This is a genomic window from Vreelandella sp. H-I2 (genome assembly GCF_052959335.1).
The window spans coordinates 293,187-307,777 of record NZ_JBRAMC010000004.1 but is presented as its reverse complement, the minus strand read 5'-3'; the positions used below and the strand labels follow the sequence as shown (position 1 = coordinate 307,777).

Annotated in this window: 14 protein-coding genes; 12 read left to right on the top strand and 2 right to left on the bottom strand. The window is 56.6% G+C overall.

The window, feature by feature from the left end; all coding sequences use genetic code 11:
* Positions 1-206: 206 nt before the first annotated feature.
* Positions 207-845 (bottom strand): NAD(P)-dependent oxidoreductase, encoded by a 639-nt coding sequence (locus ACUVOF_RS12195; RefSeq protein WP_447044610.1) that lies wholly within the window; start codon positions 843-845, stop codon positions 207-209.
* 110 nt (positions 846-955) lie between these two features.
* Between ACUVOF_RS12195 and ACUVOF_RS12190 the strand changes: the two genes are divergently transcribed.
* Complete coding sequence (locus tag ACUVOF_RS12190) at positions 956-1,849, top strand: LysR family transcriptional regulator (protein ID WP_447044609.1); 894 nt, start codon at positions 956-958, stop codon at positions 1,847-1,849.
* Between the two features lie 7 nt (positions 1,850-1,856).
* Here the strand turns inward: ACUVOF_RS12190 and ACUVOF_RS12185 are convergent, their stop codons facing one another.
* On the bottom strand, positions 1,857-2,906 hold the full coding sequence (locus ACUVOF_RS12185; protein WP_447044608.1) for a LacI family DNA-binding transcriptional regulator: 1,050 nt from the start codon (positions 2,904-2,906) through the stop codon (positions 1,857-1,859).
* A 193-nt stretch (positions 2,907-3,099) separates the two neighbouring features.
* On the opposite strand from ACUVOF_RS12185, the gene ltnD reads away from it, so the two are divergent.
* The 11 genes from ltnD to ACUVOF_RS12130 all read left to right on the top strand — a co-directional run bounded on the left by ltnD (position 3,100) and on the right by ACUVOF_RS12130 (position 14,589).
* Entirely contained in the window at positions 3,100-4,032 is a 933-nt protein-coding gene (ltnD, locus tag ACUVOF_RS12180; RefSeq protein ID WP_447044607.1) for an L-threonate dehydrogenase, read from the top strand.
* A 5-nt stretch (positions 4,033-4,037) separates the two neighbouring features.
* Positions 4,038-5,336: a 3-oxo-tetronate kinase gene (otnK, locus tag ACUVOF_RS12175; protein ID WP_447044606.1), complete on the top strand. Its 1,299-nt coding sequence runs from the start codon at positions 4,038-4,040 to the stop codon at positions 5,334-5,336.
* Positions 5,333-5,992, top strand: coding sequence for a 3-oxo-tetronate 4-phosphate decarboxylase (otnC, locus tag ACUVOF_RS12170; RefSeq protein WP_447044605.1), 660 nt, complete (start codon positions 5,333-5,335; stop codon positions 5,990-5,992). The genes otnK and otnC overlap by 4 nt, the downstream gene beginning before the upstream one ends.
* A gap of 58 nt (positions 5,993-6,050) precedes the next feature.
* Entirely contained in the window at positions 6,051-6,848 is a 798-nt protein-coding gene (otnI, locus tag ACUVOF_RS12165) for a 2-oxo-tetronate isomerase (RefSeq protein ID WP_447044604.1), read from the top strand.
* A 67-nt stretch (positions 6,849-6,915) separates the two neighbouring features.
* Complete coding sequence (denD, locus tag ACUVOF_RS12160; protein WP_447044603.1) at positions 6,916-7,878, top strand: D-erythronate dehydrogenase; 963 nt, start codon at positions 6,916-6,918, stop codon at positions 7,876-7,878.
* A 104-nt stretch (positions 7,879-7,982) separates the two neighbouring features.
* Positions 7,983-8,996, top strand: a complete 1,014-nt coding sequence (locus tag ACUVOF_RS12155) for a TRAP transporter substrate-binding protein (protein ID WP_447044602.1) — start codon at positions 7,983-7,985, stop codon at positions 8,994-8,996.
* A gap of 71 nt (positions 8,997-9,067) precedes the next feature.
* Complete coding sequence (locus tag ACUVOF_RS12150; protein WP_447044601.1) at positions 9,068-9,631, top strand: TRAP transporter small permease; 564 nt, start codon at positions 9,068-9,070, stop codon at positions 9,629-9,631.
* Positions 9,628-10,905 (top strand): TRAP transporter large permease, encoded by a 1,278-nt coding sequence (locus tag ACUVOF_RS12145; protein WP_447044600.1) that lies wholly within the window; start codon positions 9,628-9,630, stop codon positions 10,903-10,905. Before ACUVOF_RS12150 ends, ACUVOF_RS12145 begins: the two co-directional genes overlap by 4 nt.
* 46 nt (positions 10,906-10,951) lie before the next feature.
* Positions 10,952-12,412 (top strand): aldehyde dehydrogenase family protein, encoded by a 1,461-nt coding sequence (locus ACUVOF_RS12140; protein ID WP_447044599.1) that lies wholly within the window; start codon positions 10,952-10,954, stop codon positions 12,410-12,412.
* A 62-nt stretch (positions 12,413-12,474) separates the two neighbouring features.
* Positions 12,475-13,350: an NAD(P)-dependent oxidoreductase gene (locus tag ACUVOF_RS12135; protein WP_447044598.1), complete on the top strand. Its 876-nt coding sequence runs from the start codon at positions 12,475-12,477 to the stop codon at positions 13,348-13,350.
* 300 nt (positions 13,351-13,650) lie between these two features.
* Entirely contained in the window at positions 13,651-14,589 is a 939-nt protein-coding gene (locus ACUVOF_RS12130) for a diguanylate cyclase (RefSeq protein WP_447044597.1), read from the top strand.
* Positions 14,590-14,591 lie beyond the last annotated feature (2 nt).

The window sequence follows — 14,591 nt, the reverse complement described above, 5'->3', positions numbered from 1 at the left end:
ATATGATCTTTGGCGCCGATCTTGCTGCCGGTCACCACTACCACTGCTTTGACTTTGACGATTCAGTGATGCCATTGGCAGTAGGTGCGTTGATGCAGGTAGCTCTTACAATATAGCGGCTGGGTGTTGTTAGATATAAGGGTAAACGGGTGATGATAGTAAAGGAGAAACAGTCCCATCCATTTTGGATGGGACTGAGCTCTAGCTCAATACGCGACGCAGAAACGCTGATTGGTGTGTCGTGGGTTTTCCAACTCATTGATCATGGCGATAGCGTAATCCTGCACGGAAATACGGCTGTTGCCTTCGCTATCGGTCAGTAGCGTATCGCCGCCCAGCCGGAAGTTGCCCGTGCGTTCACCGGGGAAAATCTCAGCAGCGGGGGAGAGAAACGTCCACGCTTGCGCCGTTTGCCCGCGCAGCGTTTCAAGGGCCGTTTGCGCCCCCTCCGCCGTTGCTCGGTACTCTGCTGGAAAACCAGGTGCCTCTAACAAAAGCTTACCCGGCGCTACTTCAAGTGTTGCCGCGCCACCCACTATCAGTAGCCTAGGCACAGAAGCTTGTTGAGTGGCTGACAAAATCGAGTGAAAGCCTTTGAGGTAATAGCCGTAAACATCCTCTTGGGCGTGGCCACTAAAGGCGCTGATAACGGCCTCGGCACCGTGTAGCTGCTCGGCAAGCGCATCAGTATTTAACACATCACTTTTCACGGTAGTGAGATTCTCCTGTGGCGCTACCCGCTCGGGCCGAGTCACTAACGCCGTCACGTGATGGCCGCGAGAGAGCGCTTCGGTTAATAGGGCGGATCCAATGAAACCGCTAGCGCCAATCAGTGCAATCTTCATAACAGTTCTCCTTAAGTAGGTTGTTGCTGCATTGTCGGCCGCTTTATTGATTTGAAAAATAGCGATTAACGTAATTTACTGTTATTGATTTCATAACAATAGGGCGTTAAATGACCATCGCCAGCGAATTCGATTTAAACGCTTTACCGATCTTTATCGCCCTGGTGGAGGCAGGTAGCTTTACCAAGGCGGCGGAGCGTCTAGGCTGCACGAAAACCCGGGTAAGCCTGCAAATTCGCCAGTTGGAGGTGCGCCTGGGCGTAACGCTGTTCCTGCGTACCACGCGACGGGTTCAACTTACCCAGGCCGGCGAGGCGCTTTATCATCAATGTCAGCCGCTATTAATAGAGCTACAGGGGACGCTTACCAGTGCCGTGAGTGACACCCAACAGTTGCATGGCGAGCTGCGTATCACGGCACCTGAAGATTACGCCGCCGGGGTATTGAGCGAAGCTGTGGTGGCGTTCAGTCGCTTGCACCCGGCGCTGCATATAGAGCTACGCAGCGGCGACCAGATAAGCGATATGGTGCAGGAGGGTATCGACTTGGCGTTTCGTTTAGGCTGGTTAAAAGACTCCACGCTACGCGCCCGGCGTATAGGCACTTTTCAACAGCACGTGGTGACTGCTCCTGATTACCTGGAACGTCACGTCACGCCCTCACACCCCAAGGCGCTGGAAGACCATGCATGGATCGCTTTTACGCCGTTAAAAGCGCCGTTAACCTGGGCTTTCCAGCGGCGCGATGAGCGGCATGAGGTGCAGATGAGCGCGGGGTTGGCGGCCAACTCAACGGCGAGTTTAGTTGCGCTGATGGTCGCTGGCGGCGGTCTCTCCGTATTGCCGGATATTACCGCGGCACCTGAGATCGCTGCTGGGCGCTTAGTGCGCGTGCTTGACGAGTGGGCACTGCCTGAAGGCGGCGTTTATGCGGTGTATCCGCCAGGGCGGCACATAACCGCCAAAGCGCGCGCATTTATGACCTTTTTTGATGCCTGGTTATAAGCCAGCACTAAGTACTACCGCCGGTTTGGAGCGTAAAGCCCACATCGTGCTGGCGGCGGTAGACGTTTTTGCCGCTTAGCCGCCGAATGAGTTCTTTGGCGGCTAAACGGCCCATCTCTTCTCTGGGTGAAAGAATGGTCGTGAGCTGAGGGGTTACGTGCTGACCAAGCGGGAGGCCGTTAAACCCGGCAATGGCGATATCCCCTGGCACGTTTAGCCCTTGCCGTTGAGCCGCCAGTAGAGCGCCTGCCGCCAAGTCGTCGTTGGCAAAGTGAATGGCCTGGGTATGAGGGTATTGCGCGAGCACTTGAGCCAACCCTTCAGCGCCCGCCTGCAGGCTGCCCAGGGTGTCTAGTTCCAGTAGTGGGGCATCGACCCCTTTCTCCCTTAGCACCGCTTTATGTCCATCAAAGCGCATGCGGGCGCGATAATCCTGCGATAGCCGGGCGCCCACATAAACAATTTGGCGGTAGCCTTGATCGATCAGGTGGGTAGCCATACAGCGGCCGGCGGCCACGTGATCCAGCCCGACGTTAAGATCCATGCCTTTACCCAGCTCCATGACTTCCATAATGGGGTGATCCCAGTTCGCCAGCAGCGTATGACACGCTGTGTTGTGGCGTAGCCCAGCGGTGACCAGTGCCGAGCATGACCAGCCCAGAAAAGTACGCACCAACTGATATTCGCGGTCTAGATCGTAGTCGGTGTTACCCAGCAGGATCTGATACCCCTCGGCTTCCAGCGTCTCCTGCAGCCCCTTGATGACCTCCACAAACACACTATTGATTAGTGACGGCACAATCACCGCAATCAGCCGCGAGCGGGAAGAGGCTAAGCTGCCGGCCACCAAGTTGGGGACGTACCCCAAGCTCTCCACGGCTTGAAGAACACTACGCCTTGCGCTATCGCTAACTTTTTCGGGGTAGTTCAGCGCTCGTGATGCCGTAATCGGGGATACCCCTGCGGCTTGTGCCACTTGGCTGAGCGTGACTTGGTCGGAGCTTCGGCGCTGCCTGGTGTTGGTGGGCAAGCCAGCGTTAGGCGAGTCTTTAGACATTGGTCGCAGGGCCCTAATGTTCAGCTTGTCGTTACGCAGAGAATAATCTAAAACGAATGGTAGCGCTATCATGACAGCGCTACCATTTGTCTTGCGGCCACGGGCAATTCGGCAACGGGTAATGTAGGAGAACGGCACCGCGACGATAGCAACAAAAACAACAATACTTTCACCACAAGCGAGGTGTCGGCAGGTGAGTCAAAACGATCAACAATCACTTCAAGTAGGCGTTATTGGTCTCGGTGCCATGGGCATGGGCACTGCTACCGTATTGCTCCAACACGGCCTTACCGTCACGGGCTGCGATATTGCTGCAGAGGCGCGCGATGCCTTCGTGGCGGCAGGGGGCCGCAGCGTTGCAACACCTGCCGAGCTTGCTCATTGCCATATTGTGTTGGTGGTTGTCGTGAATGGATTACAGGTTGAGCAGGTGTTGTTCGGAGAGCAGGGCGTGGCCAGCCAATTGGCGCCGGGCAGCCTGATTATGCAGTGTGCCACGGTGGCGCCTAGCCAAGCCAAACAGCTGGGTGAGCGCTTATCGGCGCAGGGCTTAATGATGCTGGATGCGCCGATTAGCGGCGGTGCAGCGAAAGCCAAAAGCGGTGAGCTCTCGGTCATGGCGTCCGGCACACCTGAGGCGTTCAGCTTCGCCCAACCAGCGCTTGATGCCATGGCCGCTAAAGTTTATCAGTTGGGTGATGTACCTGGGGTAGGCTCCAGCATGAAGTTAGTCAACCAATTGCTAGCGGGTGTCCATATTGCCACCGCCGCCGAAGCCATGGCGCTGGGCATTCGTATGGGGCTCGACCCCAAGGTCATTTATGACGTCATTACCCACTCGGCGGGTAATTCCTGGATGTTCGAGAATCGTGTGCCGCATATTCTGAGTGGTGACTACACGCCGCTTTCGGCGGTGGATATCTTCGTCAAAGATCTCAACATCGTTCATCAGACCGGACGAGAGCTGGCGTTGGCAACACCGGTAGCGTCTAGCGCTCTGCAGCAGTTTACCGCTGCCAGCGGTTCAGGTTTTGGTCGCGAAGATGACTCGGCGGTGATTAAAGTCTACCAGCGGTTATCGGGCATCGCGTTGCCAGAAGCTGCCAACGACGCCCAGGGAGCCTAATAAAAATGAGCATGGGAGCGAACATCGTATTAGGCGCCATTGCCGACGACTTTACCGGGGCCACCGACCTTGCCAATAATCTGGTGCGCGGCGGTATGCGCTGCCTACAGGTGATTGGCGTACCCCAGCAAGAGATTGACCTCGCTGATATCGATGCGGTGGTAATGGCGCTCAAATCCCGCTCCTGCCCGGTAGAGGAAGCAGTTAATGATTCGCTCGCTGCGTTAGATTGGCTGCAAAAGCAGGGCGCCCGGCAGTTGTTCTTCAAGTACTGCTCCACCTTTGATTCCACCGACCAGGGCAATATTGGCCCGGTGGCGGATGCCCTCCTCGACGCCCTTGGGGCTAGCCAAACCGTAATGGTGCCCGCTTTCCCGATTAACGGCCGCACGGTTTACCAGGGCCATCTGTTTGTGGGCGACCGTTTGCTCAACGACAGTGGCATGCAGCACCACCCCTTAAACCCCATGCAGGATGCGGACTTAGTGCGCGTACTTACTCGCCAAACGCCGCACCCGGTGGGGTTGGTCAACCGCGCTGTGCTTGCCCAGGGGCCAACGGCCACCCGCGCTCATTTATCGGCGCTGGAAGCACAAGGCGTTCGCCATGTGATCTGTGATTCCCTGGATGAGCAGGATCTGAACGTACTTGCCGAAGCGACGGTTTTACTGCCCTTAGTCACCGGCGGCTCTGGTCTAGGGCAGGCTCTGCCTGCCCAGTACCGTGCCCAGGGCTGGTTAGCCACCATCACTGAACCGGGGCGTTTATCGCCTGCCTCCGGCGGGGCGCTGGTACTCTCCGGCAGTTGTTCCCGGGCCACGCTGGCCCAGGTGGCGGATTTTCTGGCCAAGCATCCTGAAGGTGGCTTCGCCCTGGATCCCTTGGCGTTGGCCGAAGGGGGGCAACAGCAGGAGCAGGCGCTGGCCTTTGCCCAGAAGCGCTTATCTCAAGAGGCGCCGGTACTGCTCTACGCCTCGGCTGATACTGAAAAGGTTAACGCCGCCCAGCAAGCCCTTGGCGTTGCGCGTGCGGGTGCGTTAGTGGAAGCGGCGCTGAGCCAGTTGGCTGTCAACCTTGTCGATGACGGCGTTGGCCGGTTGCTGGTCGCCGGGGGCGAAACCTCGGGGGCGGTGGTGTCGGCACTGGGCATCACGACCCTGCGCATTGGCGAGCAGATCGACCCCGGCGTGCCCTGGACCCAGGCCCCGCTGGTGGGCCGCGAAGCGCCGCTGTCGCTGGCGCTAAAATCTGGCAACTTTGGTGGCGTCGACTTCTTTACCCGGGCGTTTGAGGGGCTGGTATGAGCATCCACTTGCATCGCCATCCCCAGAACAGTTTGCGGGAGCAGATCAGCACCCTGGGCAAATCGCTATTTGAGCGCGGCTTGACCATGGGCTCTAGCGGCAATATCAGCGTGCGGCTAGATGATGGCGGCTGGCTGATGACACCCACCAACGCTTGCCTGGGAAGGTTAGATCCGGCGCGCATCTCTCATCTGGATAACAGCGGCCAACTGCTGAGTGGCGATAAGCCTACCAAAGAGCAGTTTTTGCATATGGCGATGTACGAAGAGCGCCCGCAAGCCGGTGCGATTGTGCACCTGCACTCCACTCATTCGGTGGCGGTCTCTTGCCTGCCCGATGTGAATCCCTGCGACTGCATACCACCACTCACTGCCTACTACGTGATGCGGGTGGGCAAGCTGCCGCTGGTGCCGTATCACATTCCCGGCGACCCCAAGCTGGGCGATGCCGTGAGGGGCTTGGCGGGCCAGCATAGCGCGGTGCTGCTGGCTAACCACGGCCCAGTGGTGGCGGGCAAAAACCTCGAAGCAGCGATCTACGCCACCGAAGAATTGGAAGAGACCGCCAAGCTTTACCTGTTGCTGCGGGGCGAGAACCCAAGAGGATTAACACCTGAGCAGGTGGCGGAGCTGGAAGCGCGTTTTCCACGGGATTAACGACGCACTTCACTATGACGTACTTAACAATAAGAAACAGGACAACAAGAGCACCACGATGATTCGATTAGCCGCCAACCTCAGCATGCTGTTTAACGAACACGCCTTTATGGATCGCTTTAGCGCCGCTGCGGACGCGGGCTTTAAAGGCGTTGAGTACCTGTTCCCGTACGCCTATGGCGCCGATGAGTTAAGCGATGCGCTGAACAAGCACCAACTGGAGCAAGTGCTGTTTAATCTGCCGCCAGGCGATTGGGATGCTGGTGAGCGAGGCTTGGCGAGCTTGCCGGGTCGAGAAGGGGAATTTCGTGACTCGGTGGTTGAAGGGTTACGTTACGCCGAGGCGCTCAACTGCCCTCGGGTGCATGCCATGGCGGGACTGCTCCCGGGAGGTGCCGATGCCGCGACCCAGGCTCAACACCACGCCACCTATATCCGTAATCTGCGCTTTGCAGTGAGTGAAGCGGCCAAGGTGGGTCGGGACATACTGATCGAGCCGATTAATACGCGCGATATGCCCGGCTTTTTTCTCTCTCGCCAGGCGCAGGCCATGGCGGTCTTGGAAGAGGTTGGGGCAGAAAATCTCAAGCTACAGTTTGATCTCTACCACTGCCAGATCATGGAGGGCGACTTGATCCGCCACCTTGAACGCCAGTTCAGCGTCATCGGCCATATTCAGGTCGCAGGTGTGCCCGAGCGTCACGAGCCGAATGTTGGAGAAGTGCACTATCCGGCTATTTTCGAGCGCTTAAGTGCGCTGGGCTACACCGGTTGGATCGGCTGTGAGTATAGGCCCAAGGCTGATACCCGTGCGGGGCTAGGGTGGGGCGAAGCCTGGGGGCTAACCACTCACTGATACCCGCCAGGCCAAATAAAAAATAAGTAACGCGCAAACAATAACAACAGTGCATAGGAGCAAAACGATGCATATCGCCATTACCGGCGCGGCAGGCTTTCTAGGCCAGCGGTTGGTGCAACAGTTGCTGACGAGCGGTGAGCTTCGCCAGCAGCCGATTACGCGGCTAACGCTGATCGATCAGATAGAAGCACCGCTGCCTGATGCGGGAAACATCACCGTGACATCAAGGGCACTGGATATTACCGAACCCGGCGCACTGGATAGCGTACTGGAGCAACGCCCTGATGTTATTTATCACCTCGCGGCGGTCGTGAGCTCCGCCGCCGAAGCCGATTTGGAACTCGGCATGCGGGTTAATTTTGACGCTACGCGGGCGCTGCTGGAGGGCTGCCGGGAGCAGGAGCTGACCGATACCCGCTTGATTATGGCCAGCTCCGTGGCGGCCTACGGGGGTGAGCTGCCGGAAGTGCTGGATGATAGGACGGCCCTTCACCCGCAAAACTCCTACGGTGCCCAGAAAGCCATGTGCGAGCTGCTCATCAACGATTACAGCCGCCGAGGGCTTATCGACGGCCTAGTGCTGCGCCTGCCTACTATCGTGATTCGCCCTGGTCGGCCGAATGCCGCGGCCTCCAGCTTTGCTTCGAGTATTCTGCGTGAGCCGCTCAATGGCGAAGAGGCGGTTTGCCCGGTGCCCGTTGAACTGCCGATGTTTGTGATGTCGCCAGGCAAGGTGGTGGATGCGCTAATTCATGGGGCAGAGGTGCCGAGTGCGGCGCTGGCGCCTTTTAGGGCCTTTATGCTGCCGGGCATCACCGTCACAGTGGCCCAAATGCTGGATGCGCTAGGTGACGTCGCGGGAGAAAAAGCGCTTTCACTGGTACGCCATGAACCCGACCCACGCATTGAAGCCATTGTGACGAGCTGGCCCGCTCGGTTTGAAACCACGAAAGCCAAGCAGCTGGGCTTTGTGGGTGATGACAACTTCAAGCAGATCATCGATGCGTTCGTTTCTGAACCATCATGACTACCTCACCTACCCGCAACGGTAGGAAACTGCCAGGGCAACCCCCGCGGTCGGGTAAGTTGCCTCAATGACCACCCTCACAACAATATAAAGAGGGCACTACAATGACGAAGCAACACATGACACCAACGCTCAAGCGCCATGTTCTGGTGGCAGCGATTAGCGGTATCGCCACGGCAGGTATCGCACTTCAAGCCCACGCGGCGACAGAAGTGAACCTGGGCCATACACTCTCCTCGACTTCGCACTACTCGGTCGGTGCTGATGCGTTTAAAGAGACGCTTGAGCGATTATCCGATGGCGAGTTCACGGTCACCGAGCACACTTCTGGGTCGCTGGGCGGCGAGCGGGAGATGATCGAAGGCCTGCAGATCGGTACGGTCGATGTGGTGATTACCTCCACTGGCCCGCTGGGTAACTTCGTACCGGAAAGCTATGTACTCGACCTGCCGTTCCTGTTTGAGAACTACGACCAGGCTCGCTGTGTGTTGGATAGCGAACTGGGCGATGAACTGTTGGAAAAAATGGGCGAGCACGACTTGGTGGGTTTGGCGTGGTCTGAAAATGGTTTTCGCCACCTAACCAATAGCCAGCGCGAGATCGCCACGCCCGCGGATGCCGAAGGCCTGCGCGTACGCACCATGGAGAACGCGGTACACCAGGAAGCGTTCCGCCAGATGGGCGCCCGCCCAACGCCAATGGCCTTTCCGGAGCTGTTCACCGCGCTTCAGCAGGGCACGGTAGATGGCCAGGAAAACCCCATCACCGTGATCGTCGCCACCAACTTCTGGGAAGTACAGGACTACCTCTCGCTCACCGGGCACGTCTACTCACCCGCCATCGTGTTGGGATCGCCGATATTGCTCGATGGCCTGAGTGATGAGGAGCGTGGTTGGTTTATGGAAGCCGCGGCGGCGTCTGCCGAAGCGACCCGCGAAGAGGTGTCGCGTCTGGAGCGTGACGGGGTGGTACTGCTGGAAGAGAACGGCATGACGGTGAAAACCGATATCGATATTGCCCCTTTCCAAGAAGCGGTACAGCCTGCCTACGAGATATTCACCTCGGAATACGGCACTGAAATGCTTGAGCGCGTTCAGGAAACAGCCAGCGGCTGTTAAGTAACACTGTCGAGCGCTTCCCCACCTCGGCCTCCGGCATCGCGGAGGCCGCTTTGGCATGGTGAACTCTTATGCTAGCGGTCTTTCTTCGTTTTGAGCACCAGTTAACCCGGCTCGCTATGCTGCTTGCCGTGGCGATGCTGGCAATCTCGGTGACGCTCAGTTTTTATCAGGTGCTTACCCGGTTTGTCTTCAATGCGCCCTCGACCTGGACGGAAGTGGCCTCCCGTGCGGCGATGATTTGGTGCGTGTTTCTGGCCGCTGCCGCCACCTTTCGGGGCGGTTATATGATGGCGGTAGAGGTCGTTTATAAGCTAGTGCCGGCGCGCTTTCTGACACTACTGGAAGTCGCCATTGTGGTGTGCTGCCTGCTGGTATTGGGGGTGCTGATTCACTACGGCATTCAAATGACCCTGCGGGTGAGCAACCAAACCATGTCAGGCATGAATATCTCGATGGCATGGGCGTATGCAGCGATTCCGACGGGCGCCTGCTTTGCCATTGTGGCCGTGGTGGCGAGGCTGCTCGCACAGCTCACTGGCCGGGAAAAGGTAGGCCCTGAAAATAGCGAGATCGTGCCGGAGGCTGAAGCACCCCAGGGTGCGCCGCGATCAGAGCGGGAGGTACAGCCATGAACATGGTTATCGGCCTGTCGCTGATCATTCTGTTTACCTTCGGGGTGCCGATTGCGATTTCGATTATCCTGGCCTCGATTATCGGTATCGAATTCTTCACGCGCCTGCCACTGCTGCTGGTGCCACAGCAGATGTTTATCGGCATCGATAAATTTCCGCTAATGGCGATTCCCTTTTTTATCCTCGCCGGTAATCTGATGGCCGCTGGGGGCATCTCCCAGCGTTTGGTGGACCTGGCGAAATCCATCGTTGGCCGCGTGCAGGGCGGGCTGGCGATGTCCTGTGTATTGACCTGCATGATGTTTGCAGCGGTTTCCGGATCAAGCGTGGCAACGACCTTTGCCATTGGCGCCATTCTGATTCCCGCCATGGTCAAACATGGTTATCCCAAGCCGCTGGCCGCCTCCATACAAGCCTCCTCAGCAGAGCTTGGGGTGTTAATTCCGCCCTCGATTCCCTTGATTCTTTACGGCGTGAGTACCGATACCTCTATTGGGCAGCTGTTTCTGGCGGGCATTGGCCCCGGCATACTGATTGGCTGTGCTCTGATCCTCTTTCTCTACCTGTTCTGCAAAGTGCGGGGCTACGGAAAAGACGACTATAAAGACAGCACCGGTTTTATGATCTCGGTGAAGCGTGCCTGGGTCGCGATGCTGATGCCGGTGGTCGTGATTGGCGGTATCTACGGTGGGGTATTTACTCCCACGGAAGCCTCCGCCGTGGCCGTGTTTTTTGCGCTGATTGTGGGTGGTTTCTACTACCGTGAGCTGAAGGTCGACGACCTCTGGTCGATTATGCGCCAGAGCGTTGTTTCAACCGCTGCCGTCATGCTGATCATTGCCGCCGCCTCGCTCTTCAGCTTTCTGCTCAGCCGTACGGGGCTGCCTGCGCAAATAGCCACTCTGGTCACCAATACCATCAACGACCCGCTGATGTTTCTGCTGGTGGTCAATGCCTTGCTGTTGGTTGTCGGCATGTTTATTGAAACCTCCGCCGCTATTTTAGTGCTGGCACCGATCTTGACGCCGATCGCTATTCAGTTCGGTATTCACCCTGTTCATTTTGGCCTGGTCATGGTGGTTAACCTGGCCCTTGGCATGATCACCCCGCCGTTGGGCGTGAACCTGTTTGCTGCTTGTGCAGTGGCCAAAATATCGATCGATCAGATGCTGCCCTGGCTGGTGCGCTTTGTGCTGGTGGTGCTGGCCTGCCTGATGGCAATTACCTATATACCGTGGATTTCCATGGGGCTGGTGAATATCTTCTACGGTTAAGCAACGCGCATTTTAGGTTAAAAAAGCACAATAAAAGGAGTGCTGTATGTCTCAAGCATTAACGTTGCCACCGCAGCAGGCGCTGATTGGTGGAGAGTGGGTAAATACCGCCGCTACGCTTCAGATAGAAGCCCCCGCCACAGGAGAGCCGCTGGCGCGCATTGCGCGAAGCCAAGGGGAAGAGGTCAATGCAGCGGTGCAGGCAGCGCGGCTGGCCTTTTCCGGCCAATTAGGCGAGTGGGCTCGCTGGACTGCCCGGCAGCGCAGCGAATGGCTACTGCGCTTTGCCGATGTGATCGAAACACATCATGAACAGCTATCACAGCTCGAGTGTGCCGATACCGGCAAGCCGATGACCCAGGCCAAGGGGGATATATCAGCCTGCGCACGCTATTTCCGCTTTTATGGCGGGGCGGCGGACAAGCTGCACGGTGAAACCATTCCGTTTGAAAACGACTTCGCCGTCATGACCCTGCGCGAGCCTTACGGTGTGTGTGCCCAGATCATTCCCTGGAATTACCCCTCTCAAATTTTCGGACGCTGTGTGGCGGCGGCTTTGGCGGCGGGCAATACCATTGTGCTCAAGCCTGCCGAAGATGCCTGCCTGAGCGTGCTGCGCCTGGCGGAGCTGGCGGTACATCACGGATTGCCCGCTGGTGCGCTCAATGTGGTACCGGGGCTAGGGGCTGAAGCGGGCGCGACGCTGGCTGCCCATCCCCAGATTGACCACCTTTCCTTTACCGGCTCACCTGAAACCGGCACGCATGTGGCCCAGGCCGCAGCGCAACACCACGTGCCCGTGACGTTAGAACTGGGCGGTAAGTCTCCCCAGCTCGTGTTTGCCGATGCGGATCTGGAAAAAGCGCTGCCTGCCGTCGTGCGCGGGATTATTCAGAATGCCGGCCAGACCTGTTCGGCGGGTAGCCGCCTGCTGGTACAGCGTGAAATCGCCGATAGTGTGGTGGCCAATCTGTGTGAGCGCTTTGCTGCTTTGCGCTGTGATGCTGGCGAAGCCGATGCCGACTGTGGCCCGCTGATCAATGCGCGTCAAAAAGCCAAACTGGAAGAGCGTTTGTCGGCGGCCAAAGCTGACGGCATTCGCGTCGCAGCTATAGGAGAGCTAGCGTCGAGCGCACCGTCTGGAGGTCACTTTGTGCTACCGCAACTATTGACCGATATCCCCCAAGAGCATGAAGTGTTGCGGGAAGAGCTCTTTGGGCCCGTACTGGTAGTGCAGGTGTTCGAGGATGAAGCAGAATCGCTAGCCCTGGCCAACGCAACGGATTTTGGCTTGTGTGCTGGTATTTGGACCCGCGACGGTGGACGACAGCTGCGCTTGGCAAAAGGGATCCGCAGTGGCCAAGTGTTTATCAATAATTACGGCGCCGCCGGTGGTGTCGAGCTACCCTTTGGTGGCGTTGGGCGTTCAGGACACGGTCGGGAAAAAGGCTTTGAAGGGCTGCGGAGCTACACACGCATTAAGACAGTGGCTATTAAGCATGACTAGCTAGTTTCAAGAGCGGAGCTATCTTCAAGAACGGAACTATCTTCAAGAACGGAGTTATTATAATGACAACAGTTCGCCAAGTAGGCATCGTCGGGGTTGGTTTGATGGGGCATGGCATCGCCAGCAGCCTGCTGCGTGCAGGCCATCAGGTCAGCTTTCTTGAACACCCAGGTAATCAACCGGTGGAAGACCTGCTTGCGGCCGGTGCTACCGCGCTGAGTACCGGTAGCGAAGTGGCAAAAAGTGCTGACGTAGTGATTCTATGTGTCACGGGGTCGCCCCAAGTAGAAGCCGTTTTGTTTGAGCCTGGCGGCGTAATGGAAGGGCTGAAGGTAGGCAGTGTCATTGTGGACTGCTCGACTGCTTTACCCAGCTCGACAGAGAGAGTCGCTGCAAAGGTCGCGGATGCAGGTGGCCGCTTTATGGATGCCGCCATGACGCGCACGCCGAAAGAGGCCGCAGAAGGGCGGCTCAACTTAATTGTCGGTGCGCCCAAGGCACTGTTTGATGAAACGCTGCCGCTATTGCAGGGCTTTGCCGAAAATATTGCCCATGCGGGCGATGTGGGCGCAGGGCACACGCTCAAGTTGCTGCACAATTTTGTTTCGCTTGGGTTTTCTGCGGTATTGGCAGAGGCCACAGCGGCTTCACGTAAAGCGGGTATCAGCGATACAGCACTGCTGGAAGTATTGGGAACAGGTGGCGGTGGCGGCGTGGTGCTTGAGCGCTTGCGCCCTTATATTGCTGAAAACGATCCTTCGGGTTTCAAATTTACAGTGGCAAATGCCAGCAAAGATTTAGACTACTATCACACCATGACTAGCGAGCTTGGGGTGGAACGTGGAGTCGCTGGGGCAGTGCATGCACTTTATACGTCTATTGAAGACAGTAAGATGTCGGTACCGGAAATTATTGGTGTTTTGGTGCAGCGGGGTTAATGTTTGATTGTAAATGCCTAACTCTAAGGAACCTTTCCAGGCAAAAGCAATCTAAGCAAAATGCCTCAATTTTTACTTTCTTTGACGTTCTATCTTTGACGTTTTATTGCTTACAGTGCGGTAACAAATTGCAATAAATAATATCATTAAAGTAATTTTAGTGGTAAATATAAGCGGAATCTTGCGATGGAAAGTGAGAAATCGCTTAGAGGCAGATGCTAACAGTGCAGGTGCATGACACTAGGGTGGCTGTATTCAGCCATATGCCGCACGGCTATTACACAAGGATGAGTAAATAGAATGTATCAGCACTATTCGCGTCCAGGGATGGATGCAAATGGCGAACAGCCCGGCCACGCTGTGGCGATTCTAAGCGTGCAGGAAGGCCCATCAGGCATCCATATTGTGGATGTTAATACTGACTACCAGCGATTATGGGGCGGTAGTCGAGAGGCATGGCTAGGTGCTGCCCCCATCGTGGTTCAGCAAAAAGCGGCCAACCAGCAGATTATCACCCAGCTTTATAAGGCGCTGTACCCACTTACTAACAGCGAAGATAGTGTCTTTGAAGGTATTAGCGGTCGTGAAGTATCCCGCTGGCATAACGGCAAGCGCCGGCATATCGAGTGGCGAATTACGGCGATGGGCGGTTTTCATAGGGGTCACTCTACCCTGGTGTTAACCCAGCGTGATGTTACCGAACAGGTGGAAAAAGAAGCCCAGCTCGAGCGGCTAGCGACAACAGATATGCTAACAGGGCTGGTTAACAGATCGCAGTTCGATGTGATACTGAAAAGTGAGTTAAACCGACAGCACCGCTACGCCCGTCCGCTTTCCCTGATTATGCTAGATATTGATTACTTCAAAGACATTAATGATAGCTACGGCCATGATGTGGGTGATCAAGTGCTGATAGAGCTTGCCCATCTGCTTAAGCGTAACTTACGTAAAGCAGACTGCTGTGCGCGCTGGGGGGGTGAAGAGTTTATGCTACTAGCCCCTGAAACATCGCTTGAACAAGCCGTGCGGCTAGCAGACAAAATCCGAAGCGCTATCAAACACACTGCTTTTCCCCTTCAAAACAGCGTCACGGCTAGTTTTGGTGTCGTAGAGGTTCATTCATCAGAATCGGTTAAGAGCGTGATGAAAAGAGTGGACAACGCCCTTTATCTAGCGAAAGAAAAAGGGCGTAATCGTGTCTCAACGGGCGGCTTATTTTGCTCCGCGAAGCAGGCTTAAGC